At 72.5% G+C, this 16310-nt stretch carries 17 protein-coding genes; 11 read left to right on the top strand and 6 right to left on the bottom strand.

Going from position 1 to position 16310, the window contains the following annotated elements:
- From ABT130_RS03145 to ABT130_RS03125, 5 genes are all read left to right on the top strand, one after another.
- Positions 1 to 872, top strand: an 872-nt coding sequence (locus ABT130_RS03145; RefSeq protein ID WP_350952365.1) for an acyl-CoA dehydrogenase family protein, incomplete at its 5' end; no start/stop codon positions are given.
- A gap of 119 nt (positions 873 to 991) precedes the next feature.
- Positions 992 to 2059, top strand: a complete 1068-nt coding sequence (locus tag ABT130_RS03140) for an LLM class flavin-dependent oxidoreductase (RefSeq protein ID WP_350913015.1) — start codon at positions 992 to 994, stop codon at positions 2057 to 2059.
- Positions 2056 to 3204 carry a class I adenylate-forming enzyme family protein gene (locus ABT130_RS03135; RefSeq protein WP_350952364.1) on the top strand — a complete coding sequence of 383 codons (1149 nt, stop codon included), beginning with the start codon at positions 2056 to 2058 and terminating at the stop codon, positions 3202 to 3204. Before ABT130_RS03140 ends, ABT130_RS03135 begins: the two co-directional genes overlap by 4 nt.
- Positions 3205 to 3225: 21 nt before the next feature.
- Complete coding sequence (locus tag ABT130_RS03130; RefSeq protein WP_350952363.1) at positions 3226 to 4815, top strand: AMP-binding protein; 1590 nt, start codon at positions 3226 to 3228, stop codon at positions 4813 to 4815.
- Positions 4816 to 5088: 273 nt separating this feature from the next.
- Complete coding sequence (locus ABT130_RS03125; RefSeq protein WP_350913009.1) at positions 5089 to 6417, top strand: FAD-dependent oxidoreductase; 1329 nt, start codon at positions 5089 to 5091, stop codon at positions 6415 to 6417.
- A gap of 59 nt (positions 6418 to 6476) precedes the next feature.
- On the opposite strand, the gene ABT130_RS03120 is transcribed toward ABT130_RS03125, so the two are convergent.
- On the bottom strand, positions 6477 to 6968 hold the full coding sequence (locus ABT130_RS03120) for a hypothetical protein (RefSeq protein WP_350913007.1): 492 nt from the start codon (positions 6966 to 6968) through the stop codon (positions 6477 to 6479).
- A 194-nt stretch (positions 6969 to 7162) separates the two neighbouring features.
- Between ABT130_RS03120 and ABT130_RS03115 the strand changes: the two genes are divergently transcribed.
- Positions 7163 to 8350, top strand: a complete 1188-nt coding sequence (locus tag ABT130_RS03115) for a DUF6986 family protein (RefSeq protein WP_350952362.1) — start codon at positions 7163 to 7165, stop codon at positions 8348 to 8350.
- 63 nt (positions 8351 to 8413) lie between these two features.
- Here the strand turns inward: ABT130_RS03115 and ABT130_RS03110 are convergent, their stop codons facing one another.
- The 3 genes from ABT130_RS03110 to ABT130_RS03100 form a co-directional block, all read right to left on the bottom strand.
- On the bottom strand, positions 8414 to 9088 hold the full coding sequence (locus ABT130_RS03110; protein ID WP_350952361.1) for a copper homeostasis protein CutC: 675 nt from the start codon (positions 9086 to 9088) through the stop codon (positions 8414 to 8416).
- Positions 9089 to 9131: 43 nt separating this feature from the next.
- Positions 9132 to 9737, bottom strand: a complete 606-nt coding sequence (locus ABT130_RS03105; protein WP_350952359.1) for a GNAT family N-acetyltransferase — start codon at positions 9735 to 9737, stop codon at positions 9132 to 9134.
- Between the two features lie 332 nt (positions 9738 to 10069).
- Positions 10070 to 10816, bottom strand: a complete 747-nt coding sequence (locus tag ABT130_RS03100; protein WP_350912998.1) for a GntR family transcriptional regulator — start codon at positions 10814 to 10816, stop codon at positions 10070 to 10072.
- A gap of 136 nt (positions 10817 to 10952) precedes the next feature.
- Here ABT130_RS03100 and ABT130_RS03095 point away from each other — a divergent pair, with 136 nt between their 5' ends.
- Positions 10953 to 11306: a hypothetical protein gene (locus ABT130_RS03095; RefSeq protein ID WP_350952357.1), complete on the top strand. Its 354-nt coding sequence runs from the start codon at positions 10953 to 10955 to the stop codon at positions 11304 to 11306.
- Positions 11307 to 11492: 186 nt separating this feature from the next.
- Here the strand turns inward: ABT130_RS03095 and ABT130_RS03090 are convergent, their stop codons facing one another.
- Together ABT130_RS03090 and ABT130_RS03085 are read right to left on the bottom strand one after the other, a co-directional pair.
- Positions 11493 to 11879 (bottom strand): Zn-ribbon domain-containing OB-fold protein, encoded by a 387-nt coding sequence (locus tag ABT130_RS03090; protein WP_350952355.1) that lies wholly within the window; start codon positions 11877 to 11879, stop codon positions 11493 to 11495.
- A 3-nt stretch (positions 11880 to 11882) separates the two neighbouring features.
- Positions 11883 to 13040, bottom strand: coding sequence for a thiolase C-terminal domain-containing protein (locus ABT130_RS03085; RefSeq protein ID WP_350952380.1), 1158 nt, complete (start codon positions 13038 to 13040; stop codon positions 11883 to 11885).
- 227 nt (positions 13041 to 13267) lie between these two features.
- Here ABT130_RS03085 and ABT130_RS03080 point away from each other — a divergent pair, with 227 nt between their 5' ends.
- The 4 genes from ABT130_RS03080 (at position 13268) to ABT130_RS03065 (ending at position 16283) form a co-directional block, all read left to right on the top strand.
- A complete protein-coding gene (locus ABT130_RS03080) occupies positions 13268 to 13915 on the top strand; it encodes a flavin reductase family protein (protein WP_350912992.1) in 648 nt (215 codons plus the stop codon).
- A 23-nt stretch (positions 13916 to 13938) separates the two neighbouring features.
- Complete coding sequence (locus ABT130_RS03075) at positions 13939 to 15084, top strand: acyl-CoA dehydrogenase family protein (protein ID WP_350952353.1); 1146 nt, start codon at positions 13939 to 13941, stop codon at positions 15082 to 15084.
- 26 nt (positions 15085 to 15110) lie between these two features.
- Positions 15111 to 15890 (top strand): SDR family oxidoreductase, encoded by a 780-nt coding sequence (locus tag ABT130_RS03070; RefSeq protein WP_350912987.1) that lies wholly within the window; start codon positions 15111 to 15113, stop codon positions 15888 to 15890.
- A gap of 96 nt (positions 15891 to 15986) precedes the next feature.
- On the top strand, positions 15987 to 16283 hold the full coding sequence (locus ABT130_RS03065; protein ID WP_350952351.1) for a hypothetical protein: 297 nt from the start codon (positions 15987 to 15989) through the stop codon (positions 16281 to 16283).
- Positions 16284 to 16310 lie beyond the last annotated feature (27 nt).

Here is a 16310-nt window from a genome sequence, read left to right as displayed (position 1 = left end):
GCGTGGCCGGCCTGGCGGTCCCCGAGGAGTACGGCGGCGCGGGCTGCGGCATGGCCGAGACGGCCGTCGTGTGCGAGGAGGTCGGCCGCGCCCTGTCACCCCATCCCTACCTGCAGACCGCGGTGCTGGCCGTGGAGGCGATCAAGGCCACCGGCGACCGGGCGGCCATGGCCAGGTTGCTTCCCGGCATCGCCGAAGGCGCCGTCACCGCGACCGTGCTGCTCCCCGGCGACGCCGAGCTGGTGCTGGACGGCGACCGGCTGACCGGGATCGCCCGGCACGCCCTGGACGGCGAGCTGGTGCTGGCCTACGCGGGCGGCGCGCTCCTTGAGGCCGCCCCCTCCTCCCGCGCGCCGCTGCCCACCCTGGACCAGACCCGCCCGCTCACCGCGCTCGCCTTCGACGCCGTCCCCGTCGTCCGGATCGGCTCCGGCACGGCGTACGAGCGGGTCCGCGACCTGGCGGTCGCCGCGCTGGCCGCCGAGCAGGTGGGCGGGGCGGCCCGCTGCCTGGAGACCGCGGTGGCCCACGCGAGACAGCGCCACCAGTTCGGCCGCCCGATCGGCTCCTTCCAGGCGATCAAGCACAAGCTCGCCGACGTGCTCCTGCTGGTCGAGTCGGCCCGCTCGGCCGCCCTGGCCGCCGCGGGCGCCCCGCCGGAGGAGCTTCCCGTCCGGGCCGCCGTCGCGGGCTCCTACTGCACGGAGGCCTACCTGGCCGCCGCGGGCGAGAGCATCCAGGTCCACGGCGGCACCGGCGTCACCTGGGAGCATCCGGCCCATCGCTACTTCAAGCGGGCCACCGCGGACGCCCAGCTCCTCGGCACCCCGCAGGCGCACCGCGCCCGCCTGGCCGCCGCCGCGGGCCTGTAGGGAGGGCGCCTCACGGGTCGGCTTGTTGACGTCCCGGCATGCTGGTAATCTCGCCAAGCGAGCGCTTGGTTAAGTGGAAGGCCTCGGCCGGGGGTCGGATGGACACAACGGAGGCGTGGATGACGTCCCTAAGGATCAGCCTGGGCTACGAGCTGGAGGTCCGCGGACGCTCCCGCGAGGTCGAACAGCAGACGTTCCGCAACGTGATCGACCAGGTGGTCCTCGGAGACCGGCTGGGCTTCGACACCGCGTGGTTCGTCGAGCACCACTTCACCCGGGGCTTCTCCCACTCATCGGCCCCCGACCTCGTGCTGGCCGCCATCTCCCAGCGCACCGAGCGGATCCACCTCGGCCTGGGCGTGGTGCTGCTGCCCTTCCAGTCGCCCATCAGGACCGCCGAACGCGTCGCGACCCTCGACGTCATCTCCGGCGGCCGGGTGGAGTTCGGTACCGGACGGGGCGCCTCCCCGCTGGAGTACCAGGCGTTCCAGAAGCCCTTCGAGAAGTCACGGCAGATCTGGGAGGACTCGCTGGAGGCCACCCTCGCCATCTGGAACGCCGACGGCGAGCCGATCAGCCGGTCCAACGAGTTCTTCGAGATCCCCGACGTCTCCGTCTACCCTCGACCGGCCCAGGTGCCGCACCCTCCCGTGTGGGTGGCGTCCACCTCCCTGGAGGGCTACCTGGCCGCGGCCAGGCACGGTTACAACCTGCTGGGCATGACGATGCTCAAGGGCCTCGACGACGTCGCCGAGGACATCGCGAGCTACCGGCAGTGCCTGGCCGACAACGGCTTCGACCCCGACAGCCGGCGGATCGCGCTGATGATCCCGTGGTTCGTCGGCGGCACCAGGGAGCGGGCGTTCGAGATCGCCTCCGATCCGGTCCTGTGGTACATCCGGCGCCAGGTCAACCTGGTCACCCCTCCCGACTACTACGACGCCCGGCACGCCACCCACAAGGTCCTGGGCCAGCTCGCGGCCGGCATGCCCCCCGAGGAGGCCATGGCCACGCTCCGCGAGCACCACATGGTCGTGGTGGACGACGTGGAGGGCTCCCGGAAGGCCGCGGCCCGTATCGCCGAGGCCGGGGCCACCGACCTGATCCTGCAGGCACAGGTGGGCGGCCTCGCCCACGAACACGTCTGCGAGTCGATGCGGCTTTTCATGACCGAGGTGATCAATTGACGACGAACCCGGCGGCCGGCGGCGACGGCGCCGCGCCCGCCCCGAACGCGGCGCCCGCCGGAGCCGCCCCGCTCGGTGCGCCCTCCGTATGGCTGACCAGGGACGACCTCGCCGCCGGGAGCCGTAGCGCGTCCGGGCTGCTGCTGGTCTCCGCCGACGCCGGCAGCGTGACCCCCGCGGGCGAGCTCGGCGAGCTGACCGCCGCCTACGCCGCCGCACTGCGGGCGGTGGGCGTGGACGGGCGGGACCGGGTGGTGGCGGCGCTGTCGGGCGACGGCGAGCTGGCGGGCCCGCAGTGGGCGCGCGCCGCCGCCGAGGTGGCGGGGGCGGGTGCCTCCGTCGGCCCCCGGGGCAGGCTCAGGCTGCACCACGCGCTGGAGTCGCTGGGCGCGACCACCCTGGTGATCACGCCGACCGGCGCGATGGACCTGCTGGCCCGGCTACACCTGGAATTCCTGCTGGACCCGCTGGACCTGGGCCTGCGGCACGTCGTGCTGACCGGGGAGATCGCCTCGCGCCGCACGATGTCGCATCTGGCGACGGAGTTCGGGGCACGGGTGACGGAGGTCTACTGCTCGCCGTTCACCGCGACGCCGCTGGCTTGGCGGTCCTCGGAGTCGGCGCCGCTGACCCTGCTCGTACCCGGCTCGGTGGGCCTGGCCCCGCTGGAGAAGGACGAGCTGCAGGCACCGCCGTACGCCTCGGGGCCGGCCGAACTGGTCGTCGCCGGCGCGCGGGCCGGGGAGGCGGTGCGCACCGGCCAGGTGGTCAGGGTCTCCGGCGGGGAGGCGATCCCCGCCCCCGAGCACACGGTCGGCGACCACGTGCTGGTGCGCGGGGTGTGGGTGTCGCTGAACCGGATCCAGCGGGCGCTCAACAAGATCGACGGAGTCTCCGGCTGGGAGCTGGGCGTCTCGCGGCAGGGCACGCTCGACGCCGCGGTCCTGACCGTGACCTTCAAGCGGGAGAGCCTCGTCGGGAATCCCATGTGGAGGTCGCGCCTCCAGCAGTCGCTCAAGGCGCTCACCCCGGTCACGATCGCCGTCGAGATCTCCGACCGGATCTCGGAGACGGTCTCCCCCGGCGTGGTGAACGACACGCGAGGCCACCACCTGGGCAGGGATCGCACAGCCATCGCCCGCTGATCCACGAAAGGCGCGACCGCTATGGAAGTACCCGGCTGGCGGACGATTCCCCGCATGCTCCGCGCCCTGTCCGGCGATCACCCCTCGGACGTCGTCGTGGACGACGGGACGGTCCGGCTGACCCTCGCCGAGCTGCGCGACCGGGCGGGCGAGGTCGCCAGGGGCCTGATCGCGCTGGGCGTGCTGCCGGGCGACCGGGTCGCCGTCTGGGGCCCGAACGACGCGTACTGGGTGATCACCGCGTTCGGCGTCTGGGACGCCGGCGCGGTGCTCGTGCCGCTGTCGTCGCGCTACAAGGGCATCGAGGCCGCCGCGACGCTCCGCTCGACCGGGGCGAGCGTGCTGATCACCGGGCACGGTCACGACGGCGCCGTGCTGGCCGACCTGCTGGCCGAGGCCGCCGGCGAGACGGGCGGCGGCCTGCCCTTCGCCGGCCTGCCGGACCTGCGGCACTCGATCGTGCCCGAGGGGCTGGAGCGGCCCGGCTCTGCGCAGCCCTCGCAGGTGCTCGCCGCCGGTTCCCTCATCGGGCGCGCCGAGGCCGAGGAGCGCGCGCTGGCCGTACGACCTGACGACCTGTGCGAGATCATCTCCACCTCGGGCACCACGGGCACGCCCAAGGGCGTGATGCTCGAACACGACCGGATGCTGCGCGGTTACTGGGACTGGGCGGAGATCGTCACGCTCGGCCCCGGCGACCGCTACCCGGTGATCGCCCCCTTCGCGCACGGCTTCGGGCTCAACGCCGGGCTGCTGGCCTCGGTCATGCGCAGGGCCACGATGATGCCGATCGCCACGTTCGGCCCCGACCTGCTGGCCGGCCTGATCCGCGACGGCGGGATCACGATCCTGGCCGGGCCCCCGACGCTGTTCCACCGGTTGCTCGAGGAGACCGAGATCGGCGAGCACTCGGTGCGCGTGGCGATCTGCGGGGCGGCCTCCGTCCCCTCCGAGCTGGTACGCAGGCTGCTGGAGCGGATCGGCCTGGAACGCATGATCAACGCGTACGGGTTGATGGAGGGCACGGTGGTCTCCATGACCAGGGCCGACGACCCCGTGGAGGTCATCGCGGGCAGTACGGGCCGCCCCGTGCCGGGCATGGAGGTGCGGATCGTCGGCGACGACGGCCTGGAGGTGCCGCGCGGCGAGCGCGGCGAGGTCCTCGTCCGCGGGTACGGGGTCATGCGCGGCTACTGGGGCGAGCCGGAAAGAACAGCCGAGGTGATCAGGGACGGCTGGCTGCACACCGGCGACATCGGCGCCCTCGACACCCGCGGCGACCTCGCCATCGTGGACCGTAAGAAGGAGCTGTTCATCGCCGGGGGGTTCAACGTCTCCCCCGCCGAGGTGGAGGGGCTCCTGCTGCGGGAGGGCTCCCTGGCCCAGGCCGCGGTGGTCTCGGTACCCGACGAGCGGATGGGCGAGGTCGGCTGGGCGTTCGTGGTCCCGAGGCCGGGGGCGGCCGTCGAGCCGGAGAAGGTCATCTCCTGGGCCCGCGACAACATGTCCAACTACAAGGTGCCCAGGCGGGTGATCGTGGTCGACGCCCTTCCCGTCACCGGCAACGGGAAGATAGACAAACGCGCCCTGCGCGCGCGGACGACCCCGTAGACAGCGCGCGAGCGACCCCGTGGGCGGGCGCACGAGCACGTCCTCTCACGGGGCACCGGGCACGCCGGGCACACCGTGTTCGCGGGAAATGCAGAGAACCTCCGAGGCACGTGCTCCCACGGAGGACCAGGCCCGCCGGGAACACCGTGTTCGCAGGGAATGTTCGGAAATATTGGAAACGTATCCGCCGGACGCCCCGTGCCGGATGACCGGTTCGATCACAACGGACCGCCGAGACTGGCCCGGCGGGCACCGGTAATGGAGAATCGCGTCATGACAGCCAGCACCCTGGGAGGCGATGTGTCGCTGCGAGTCGCGATCGTGGGGTCGGGGCCCGCCGGGATCTACACGGCCGAGGCCCTGAGGAAACAGGCCACCGTGCCCCTGCGGGTGGACGTGCTGGAGCGGCTGCCGACCCCGTACGGGCTGGTGCGCTACGGGGTCGCCCCCGACCACACCTCGATCAAGTCGATAGCGGGCTACCTGCGCGGCGTGCTGGAGCTTCCGGACGTGCGGTTCCTCGGCGGTGTCGAGTTCGGCAGGGACATCGGCGTCACCGATCTGCTCGACTGCTACGACGCCGTGGTCTACTGCACCGGCGCGATGGTGGACCGGCGGATGGGCATCCCCGGCGAGGACCTGCCGGGCAGCGTGGCCGCCACCGACTTCGTCAACTGGTACTGCGGCCATCCCGACATGCCCGGTGACCGCTTCGTCCTCGACAGCCCCGAGGTCGCGGTGATCGGCGTGGGGAACGTGGCGGTCGACGTGGTGCGCATCCTGGCCAAGACCGCCGACGAGCTGCGCGCCACCGACGTGCCGCAGGAGGTCCTCGACCGGCTGGCCGCCAGCGAGGTGAAGGCCATCCACATGATCGGCCGCCGGGGGCCCGAGCACGCCAAGTTCACCCTGAAGGAGCTCAGGGAGCTGGGCGAGCTGACCAACGCGGACGTGCGGGTGCGGCCCGAGGAGAGCGCCGCGGACGTCTCGACGGCGTCCCGGCAGATCAGGGGCAACGTCGAGGTCCTGCAGAGCTGGGCGGCCCGCGGCCTGACGGGCCGTCCCCGGCGGCTGGACGTGCGGTTCTGGATGCGCCCGGTGGAGATCCTCGGCGAGGGGCGGGTGGAGGCGCTCAAGCTGGAGCGAACCCGGCTGCTGGACGGCCGGGTGGTCGGCACCGGCGAGTTCGAGACCCTCCCGGTCGGCATGGTGCTGCGCTCGGTCGGCTACCAGAGCGTGCCGCTACCCGGCGTTCCCTTCTCCGAGGCCACCATGACCGTGCCGAACGAGGCCGGCCGGGTCCGCGACCGCGAGTACGTGGCGGGCTGGCTCAAGCGCGGCCCCAGCGGTGTGATCGGCACTAACAAGTCCGACGCCGCCGAGACGGTCCGCACCCTCCTCGCCGATCTCGCCGGCCGCGATCCGGTACACCGCACGGACCCGGACGAGCTCCTCGCCTCCCGGGGCATCTCGCCGATCACCTACGAGCACTGGCTGGCCATCGAGGCCGCCGAGGCGGCGCTGGCCAGGTCCCTCGACCGGGGCGAGCGGGTGAAACTCCTCGGCATCGCCGCCATGCTCACCGCCTGCGGCCGTCAATGACACGGCCGCGGCCACGCCCGGAGAACCGGAGGGTGGCCGCGGCCGGGGCGCTGTTCGCGCTACTCGCCGTTCTCGGTGCCGCCCTGGCCCTCCGCCGGGCCCTGCGGGTCGACGCCACCGTCACCGCCGTTGTCACCGTTACCGCCGCCGCTCTGCGGCGCGCAGGAGATCGCGAAGGTCGCCTTCTTGGAGACGACCTTGCGCGGGCTCAGCACCTCGAGCGCCTGCCAGCCCTTCAGGTTGCCGCGGAAGGTGGCGCGATCCTTCAGGATCTTCGTCCCGTTCACCTTGACGGTCTTCACCGCGCTTTTGGAGCCGTCGCCCCTGAGCCAGCGGTAGGCCACCACGGTGGGCGCGCTCACCTTGATCTTCGCCGTGAAGCCGACGGTCACCGGGCACTTACCGGTGTGCTTGGCCGGACCCGCCTTCACCGCCACGGCCACCTTGGGCTTCGCGGGCGCGGCCGCCGCGGCGGCCGGAGCCGCCTGCGTCATCAGCAGTACGGCCAGCAGGGACCCGGCCAGCGCGGAGAGCCCCTTGAGTCTGTTCATGTCATCCCATCGCCGAGTGATCGAACTTCGATGGCAAAGTTTAGCCATGGTGACTTGTGATCCGGTTGGGACCGGCTGAGTCCACTGATCGGCGTGGGGCGACGGTGGCAGGGGGGACCGGCGGCGGAGGGCTGCGGCTAAGGTGCGTTCGAAACGGCACGTCCATATCGGCACGTCCACAGAGGAGCACCAGCATGCGCGTCACGCTCGCCGACCCGTCCGCCCTGATCCCGGGCTTCGAGCGGGTCCACCGCGAGCAGTCGGCGCTGTACCCGTACGGGCCGGCCGGGTGGCAGCCGGTGCACACGGTCTACGTCCCCGCGGACCGCCTCGACGCCGGGACGGTGCGGGCGTGGGGTGACGCCGCGCTGGAGCTGATGCGGCGGCACCTGCCACAGGGCGATCTGGCCGCGATCCTCGGCGTGGGCGGGGACCTCGCCGGAGCCGTGCACGGCCGGGTGGCCGCCAAGCTCGGCGAGGAGCCCGTCGAGGACCTGCGCGTCGACTTCGAGGACGGGTACGGGCCGCGTCCCGCGGAGGAGGACGGTCACGCCTCCACCGCCGCCGAGGCGATCGCGGCCATGCACGCGGCCGGAACGCTCCCCCGCCGCTGGGGTCTGCGGGTGAAGTCGTTCGCCGACGGCGACCCGGTCCGCTCCCTCAGGACGCTGGACGGCTTTCTCACCGGCGTGGTCGAGCGGGTCGGGCGACTGCCCGGGGGATTCGTGGTCACCTTCCCGAAGGTGCTGATGAGGGCCTACCTCCACCAGTTCGCCGACTGCCTGCGGGCGCTGGAGGACGGGCTGGGCCTCGACGAGGGTGCGCTCCGGTTCGAGATCCAGGTCGAGGCGCCGCAGACGGTGCTGTTCCTCGACTCCGCTCTGGTCGCCTCCCTGCGGGGCCGGCTGGCCGCGGCGCACTTCGGCGTCTTCGACTACACGGCGAGCTGCGCCCTGCCCCCGCACGAGCAGCGGCTGGACCATCCCGTCTGCGATCACGCCAGGAACGTCATGCAGACGGTCTTCGCCGGGACCGGCGTGGAGTTGTCGGACGGTTCGCTGGCGGCCTCCCCCGCCTCGGATGACAGGCGGGCCGTGCAGGAGCTGTGGCGGCGCCACGCGGAGCTGGTCGGGCACTCCCTGGGCCATGGCTTCTACCAGGGCTGGGACATGCACCCGTCACACCTGGTCAGCCGGTACGCGACGGTCTACGCCTTCCACCTGTCCCGTTACCAGGAGTACGCCGACCGGGTGCGCACCTGGCAGGAGCGGCGCGAGGCGGGCGGGGGCGTGATGGACGAGCCCGCCACGATCAAGACCATGACCGCCGCCCTGCGCCGCGCCGACCTGGCCCTGGGCCCCGCCCCGGCTCCACCGGCCTGACCTCGATCGCCGGTCCCCCCGGCTCCCGGCGCCCAGGCCGATCACCGCGAGACCTGGCGCGCCTCAGTCGATCAGGGCGCGCCACTGGCGGACCCGGCGCTCGTCGACCGGGTCCGACCAGGACGCCCGCACGGCGCTGCCGACGTGGAAGGCCCGCACGCCGTACTCCAGCAGCACCCCGACATGGCTGGGCCTCAACCTGCCCCCGGCCATGATCAGCGGGCCGTCGCCCGCCTCGCACCGGGTCTTGAGCAGCGGCAGCCCGTCCGCCACGCCACCAGGCGCACCCGAGGTGAGCACGGTGGCGAGGTTGGGCAGCAGGCGGACGGCACGCCAGCTCGCCTGGGTGTCGGCCGCGTGATCCACCGCCCGGTGAAAAGTCCAGGGCAGGGGTGCGACCGCATGGATGAGCGCCTCGGTGGCGGCCAGGTCGACCGCCCCCGCCCGATCGAGGAACCCGAACACGAACCCGGCCGCGCCCGCGTCGGCGAGTGCCCTGGCCTCGCGGCTCAGGGTCTTCAGCGACTCGGGCGTGGCCAGGAACGAGGCCTCGCCACGCAGCATCACCATCTGCGGCAGCGCGCACTCCTTGGAGATCGCCGCGACCGTCTCCGCAGCCGGGGTGAGCCCGTCCACGGCCATGTCGGCGACGACCTCCAGGCGATCGGCGCCACCGGCTTCGGCCGCGACGGCATCACGCACGTCAAGCGTGATCACCTCAAGCAAGGATCCGGTCATGAATGGAGGCTATCGGATGGGTTTGCCCTGGGATCGCCGTGGTTCAGACATGCTCGGGGACGGACGACCCGCGCCGGTCCGAGAAGGACGGCGCGAGGCCGGACGCGTGGGCGCGCAGGCCCCCCGGCCGCTGGAACAGGGCGCCGGAGGCGCGATGCGACAGGTCGACCGTGCGGAGATGCGCGAAACGCTGTCCCCGATAGTAGTCCTGGAGCCGCGCGTTGTCCTTGGAGCAGTCAAGCCTGAGCCATCTTCTCCCCAGGGCCAGGACCCGCAGGCCCGCCCAGTCAAGCAGCGCCTCTCCCAGCCCCCGGCCGGCGTGGGCGCGCGCCACGGCCAGCTTGTGGACGTAGAGCGCCGAGCCGGGGTCGTCTCCCGGAGCCCAGAACTCGGGGTCGGCGTGAGCGTCCAGGGCGAGGGTCGCGGCGGGCCCGCCCTCCCCGTCCAGCAGGTACATGACGCCCTCGTCGATCAGCGGGGTGATGCGCTCGGCGGGGAAGCCGGCGGCGGGCCACTGCCGCACGCCGCGGCGGTTCAGCCACCCGGCGGTCTCGGCGAGAAGCGCGAGCACCCCGTCGAGATCACCGTCCGTGGCCCTGCGCAGCGTGAACGGGCGCACGGTGGTGGGACTGGCGGTGTTCGAGTGCATGGTTCATCCCTTCGTTGCGTTCGGTACGCGAGTTGACACGGAGCGTGGCCGCCTGATGGCGCACGGCACCCATGTCGGGCTAGGCGGATGCCTAGGGGCTGGGGGCGAGCGGCGGGGAGACGCCGGTCGGGGTGAGAGGCGCGGGCGGCGCGAGAGGGCCCGGCGGGAGGGCGCCGGACGGGGGGAGCTCGGACGAGACGGCCGGGCCCGGGGAAGGCCCGGCCCGGAGTGCGCCGGCCGGAAGGAGAACGGCCGCCCTGCGGGCGCGGCCCGCCGGGCGCCCGCGGCGCGGACGGAGTGAGGGCCGGCCCGTCAGGGCGGTTACCGAGATGTCAACGGCTTTCCAGCTCGTACCTGATCAGGTGCTTGTCCGCGGGCAGTACCGACACCGCCACGCGCACGGGGGTGTCCTCCACGTCGTAACCGACTCGGACGTAGACGACGACCGGCGTGCCGAGCTGGAGCTGGAGCCGCTCGGTCTCCGCGCTGTTGGGCATCCGCGCCCAGATGTCGTCCACCATCCGCACCTGCCGGTGGCCGAGCTCCTCAAGGACCTTGTTGGCCCCGCGCCTGATGTCGCCGGGACGGGTGATCTCGGAGTCGGCGACCAGGGCCAGCGGGAAGTAGGAGTCGTTGGTGTTGTACGGCTGGCCGTCCACGAAGCGCAGCCTGCGGCGGACCACGGCGAGCTCGTCGTCCGCGAGCTCCAGCCTGCTGGCGATCTCCTCGGCCGGGTGCACGATCGAGACCTCGATCTCCTGGCTCGGCGCGCGGCCCTCCTGCGAGACCGCCCAGGCGAAGGCCTCCAGGGTCTCCTCGCCCCGCGGCTGCAGCTCGCGCTGGGGGTGCATGAGCAGCGGACGGCGCTCCCGCACGACGGTGCCCCTGCGGGGGGTGCGGGTGACCAGGCCCTCGTTCACCAGCTCGCCGAGAGCCAGCCGCACGGTGTTCCGGCTCACCTGGTGCACGAGCATGAGCTCCGCCTCGGTCGGCAGCTGATCCCCCGGTCCGAGCGCACCGGAGTAGATGGTCCTCCTCAGATCGGAGGCCACCAGTTGATACAGCGTTGACCGCGCCATTAAGTCCCCTTTGTGCCAACAAAACTAGACGATCTGGTTCTAGCGGGGAACAGCCCCTTGACCCAACCTCCCAAGACCCGCATCATCCAATCGTTGGTACAAATCCATCGAAAGGCCAGCGAGGGGGTGGAGGCCGGTGCTGTCGGTCCGCGTGGATGCGCCGTACCTGCCCTGGCGCGACCCCCGCGAGGCGACGCGTTTACTGCGCTACGCGTTGCACCGCCAGGGGTTCACCCACACCTACCAGAGCAACGGAAGCGGGATGTCCGTACTCTCGGTGCTGACCGATCTAACCGTTTGGTGCAAGAACGGGCTCTTTGTCTGGAACGAGGACGGCGTTGAGTCCTCGCATCCGGCCGACGACCCGGCTGGGGCGGCCCGCCTCATCTCGCAGCACTACCGGCGGCCCACGCCTGACGACGACCTCGCGGAGAAGGAGGCGGACCACCAGGTCCGCGCCTTCGCCGACACAGACTCCGAGCGCGACTAGCCGGCGGAGGACCCCACCCCTCGCCGGGGTCCTCCGCCCATCGCGCCGGAGCGGAACGCGTCCTGGCGGGTCCCCCACGCCCGCCAGGGCGCGCTCCCCATCTCCGGAGCGCGATCGGCGGGAACGGGACCCGCCGGGACGCACCCGTGACTCGGCCCCGGCGATGAGCCTCACCGCGAACGCGCCTCAGCCGAGCGGACGCCAGTCGATCAGCGACAGCTCCTCGTCCACCCTCCTGAAGCACGCCCGGACGGGCAGGCCCGCGACCGGCGGCTCCGCACCGCGCCAGTTGCCGTACATGACGCATTCGGGCGCCTCGTCCAGCCGTACCATCACCACCGTGTACGGCTCGCTCACCCCGGCCAGGAAGGGCTGGTGGCTGACGATCCAGCTCTCGACGCGGCCGGCCGGGGCGATGGGCTCCCAGTGCCACTCGCGGGTCCTGCAGCGGTGGCAGTAGGCGCGGGCGGGAAAGCGCGGTGTGGCGCAGGAGTCGCACCGCTGGAGCACGAACTCCCCGCCGGCGGTCCGCCTCCACCACTCCGCCGAGTCGCGATCGGCAACCGGACGCACCCCTCACCCCTTCCGCAGGATCAGCGCCGAGGTGGCGGGCAGGATGTAGCCGGGCTGGGCCGTGGAGAGCGCCACCTCGGCCCCTTCCACCTGCCTGTCCCCCGCGTCCCCCCTCAGCTGTGAGACGGCCTCGGCGATGTGGTTGACGCCGTGCACGTACCCCTCCGACAGGAACCCGCCGTGCGTGTTCACCGGCAGCTCACCACCCGGCGCGACGGCACCCGAGGCGACGTACGGGCCGCCCTCGCCCTTGGCGCAGAAGCCGTAGTCCTCCAGCTGCACGATCACCGAGTAGGTGAAGCAGTCGTAGATCTCGGCCACGTCGACGTCGGCGGGCCCGATGCCCGCCTGGCGGTACAGGCGCGGGGCCAGTTCGGCCGCGCTGGTCACCGTGGTGTCCGCCCGGCCGCCGGACAGGAAGGAGTCGCCGCCTCCCCACGCGGCGGCGGAGATGAGCACCGGCGGCCTGCGCAGGTCGGCGGCCCGCTCGGCGCTCGTGACGACGAGCGCGCAGGCGCCGTCGGTCTCCAGGCAGCAGTCGAGCAGCCGGAACGGCTCGGCGATCCACCGGCTCGCCAGGTAGTCGTCCAGGGTGATCGGGGTGCGCATGAGCGCCCGGGGGTTCTTGGCCGCGTTGGCGCGCTGGACGACCGCCAGCGCGCCGAAGTGCTCGGGACGGGTGCCGTACCTCGACATGTGAGCGCGGGCGAACATCGCGTACTGCTGCGGCGGCGCGAAATAGCCGTACGGCGCCTGGTACTGGACCTCGGGGCTGACCGGCAACCCCCGGCCGGTCCCGCCCATCCGGAACTCCGAGCGCGCGTTGATCGCCCGATAGCAGACGACGGTCTCGGCGACGCCCGCCGCGACCGCGAGCGCCGCCTGGCCGACCACCGAGTGGGAGACGCTGCCGCCGCCGAACTGGTCGAGGTACCAGGAGGGCTCGTGGATGCCGAGCGCGGGACCGACCAGGCAGGGCGCGGCGGAGTCGCCGACCCGGTGGGTGGCGATGCCGTCGACGTCGTCGACGGTCAGGCCCGCGTCGTCCAGGGCCGCCAGCACGGCCTCGCAGGCCAGGGTGAGGGTGCTGACCCCGGAATCCTTGGAGAACCGGGTGTACCCGACGCCCGCCACGGCCGTGCGGTCCCGGAAACCACCCACGTACGAGCCTCCGATCTCAAGCAAGCGCTTGGCCAGAGGCTAGGCCGGGCGAATCGCGGATGTCAACGACGGGCGCGCGCCGCCGACGGCGACCGGGGACTTTTTCCGGCACTCCCCTACAATCCAAGCAAGCGCTTGGTAAGATGGCGCCAGACGGTGGAGGACGCCGTCCGCCGCCGAACCCCCTCGGAGGCCGATCGGGCGCGATTGAGGAGGCGAGTAGCACCATGAGCACTCACGCGGCCCGGCTGCTGGAGACCGCCGACCATCCCCGCGCCACCTTGGCCGGGCGCGGCACCACCGCCAACGGAGTCGCCATGCAGAGTGGCCTTTCGCAGGGCCCGTCCAACGGAGCCGAGAGACCTGAGATCAACGGGGCCACGCACCAGGGCGGCGCCGTGGACGGCCGGTGGTTCCGCTCCGTGCTCGGCCACTTCGCCACCGGCGTGGTGGCCATCACCGCCATCGACCCCGACACCGGCGAGCCGTGCGGCCTGGCGGCCAACTCCTTCACCTCGGTGTCGCTGGACCCGCCGCTGGTGGCCTTCTGCGTGGCCCACAGCAGCACGAGCTGGCCGCGCCTGCGCGCCGCCAGAACCCAGACGATCAACGTGCTCGCCGAGCACCAGCAACCGGTCTGCGCCGCGCTCGCCGGCCGGGGCGGCGACAAGTTCGCCGGGCTCGACTGGACGGTCTCCCCGGGTGGCAACCCGGTGATCGAGGAGAGCCTGGCCTGGATCGACTGCTCAATCGAGGCGGAGCATCCCGCGGGCGACCACGTCATCGTCGTCGCCAGGGTCCACCGGCTCGGTGTCCACGGCGACGGCGGCCCGCTGCTCTTCTTCAGGGGCGGCTACGGCCGTTTCCACGCCTGACGTCCCCACACCGGAGGTATTCCATGACCCTGCGCGAGGAGGCACGCTCCTGGCTGGAGGAGAACCTCACGGGCGAGTTCGCGCACGCCCGGGGACTGGGCGGGCCCGGCCGCGAGCACGAGGGGCACGAGGTCCGGCTCGCCTGGGAGCGGCGGCTGGGCGAGGCCGGGTGGACCTGCCTGGGCTGGCCCAGGGAGTACGGAGGCCGGGACGCCACTCTGGAGGACCAGGTCGCCTTCCACGAGGAGTACGCCCGTGCCGCCGCCCCGGCGAGGGTCGGGCACATCGGCGAGGGACTGATCGGGCCGACCATCCTGGAGCACGGCACCGAGGAGCAGCGGCGGCGCTTCCTGCCGCCCATCCAGCGTGGCGAGGAGCTGTGGTGCCAGGGCTACTCGGAGCCGGAGGCGGGCTCCGACCTGGCAGGCGTCCAGACGCGAGCGTGCCTGGACGACGGCGAGTGGGTCATCACCGGCCAGAAGGTGTGGACCTCGCTGGCCCACGTGGCCGACTGGTGCTTCGTGCTCGCCAGGACCGAGCCCGGCTCGGCACGCCACCGCGGCCTGTCCTACCTGCTGGTCCCGATGGACCAGCCGGGGATCGAGGTACGGCCCATCCTCCAGATGACCGGCACCAGCGAGTTCAACGAGGTCTTCCTCGACGGCGCCCGCACCGCGGCGGGCAACATCCTGGGCGCTCCCGGCGAGGGCTGGCGGATCGCGATGGCCACCCTCGGCTACGAGCGCGGCGCCTCCACCCTGGGCCAGCAGATCGGCTTCCAGCGGGAGTTCGCGGAGGTGGTGGCCACCGCCAGGCGCACCGGGGCCGCCGAGGACCCGGTGCTCCGCGACCGGCTGGTGCGCTCGTGGCTGGAGCTGGACATCATGCGGCTCAACGCGTTGCGCACCATGACCTCACTGTCGGCGGGCGAACCGGGACCCGAGGTGTCGATCGGCAAGCTGTACTGGTCGGAGTGGCACCGGCGGCTGGGTGAGCTGGCCCAGGCCGTCCAGGGGCGCGCGGGCCTGGTCGCCGACGCCCCGCCGTACGACCTCAACGCGCTGCAGCGGCTCTACCTGTTCAGCCGCGCCGACACCATCTACGCCGGGTCCAGCGAGATCCAGCGCAACATCATCGCCGAGCGCACCCTGGGCCTGCCCAAGGGCTGAGACACGACCACCGGAACGGAGCCCGTATGGCGACACCTCCCCCCTACCCCCGTGCCCACGGCCTGCTTGACGGAAAGGTCGTCCTGGTCACGGCGGCGGCCGGGACGGGCATCGGGTACGCCACCGCCAGGCGCTGCGCCGAGGAGGGCGCGACCGTGGTCGTCTCCGACCGGCACGAGCGGCGCCTCGGCGAGGCCGCCGAGGCGCTGGCCGAGCTGAGTGGGGTCAAGCCGCTCGCGGTGCCCTGCGACGTCACCTCCGAGGCCGAGGTGCGCGCCATGTTCGACGCGGTGACCGAGGCGCACGGGCGGGTGGACGTGGTGGTCAACAACGCGGGCCTGGGCGGTACGGCGCGGCTGGTGGAGATGACCGACGAGCAGTGGGACGCCGTCCTGGGGGTGACCCTCACCGGCACGATGCGCTGTACCAGGGCCGCCCTGCGGCTGATGGTCCCCCAGGGTTCCGGAGTGATCGTCAACAACTCCTCGGTGATCGGCTGGCGCGCCCAGGAGGGCCAGTCGCACTACGCGGCCGCCAAGGCCGGGGTGATGGCCCTGACCAGGTGCGCCGCCCTGGAGGCCGCCCCGCACGGCATCCGGGTCAACGCGGTGGCCCCCTCACTGGTCATGCACCCCTTCCTGGCCAAGGTCACCACCGACGAGCTGCTCGCCGAACTGACCTCCCGCGAGGCCTTCGGCCGCTCGGCGGAACCGTGGGAGGTGGCCAACGTGATCGTCTTCCTGGCGAGCGAGTACTCCACGTACATGACCGGCGAGGTCGTCTCGGTCTCCAACCGGCACCCTTAGGGAGGCGCCGGGTCGTACGACGTACGCGGACCTCGGTGAAACACCGCGACTCCCGCGGAAAGCCGGAGAGCCTCGCGAAGGGCGACAATTGCCCCCGTGCGTTTCGGGATCCTGGGTACCACGCGGGTGTGGCACGACGACGGTGGCGAGGTGGGCGTCGGCGGGCCCGCCCTGCGGGCGCTGCCGGGCCTGCTGCTCGCCCGTGCCGGGGAGGTGGTGGCCGCCGATCTCCTGGTCGACGACTTCCACCGCGCGATGCCCGACAGGTCCGCCGACCTGTACGCGATCGACGCCGTCCACGAGTTCCCCTTCCTCGCCCCGGCATGCCCGAGCGCTACCAGGGGCGCCCTGCGCCTGGCGGGGGTGATGGGCCGGGACGTCGCCCCGCGGTGAACCGGGGGGCGACGTCCCGGCGAGCCG

This window comes from Streptosporangium sp. NPDC001681 (assembly GCF_040298085.1).
In the GTDB taxonomy this organism is placed as follows: domain Bacteria; phylum Actinomycetota; class Actinomycetes; order Streptosporangiales; family Streptosporangiaceae; genus Streptosporangium.
Note: the sequence above shows the minus strand (reverse complement) of the source record. Positions and strands in the feature narration are given on the sequence as shown.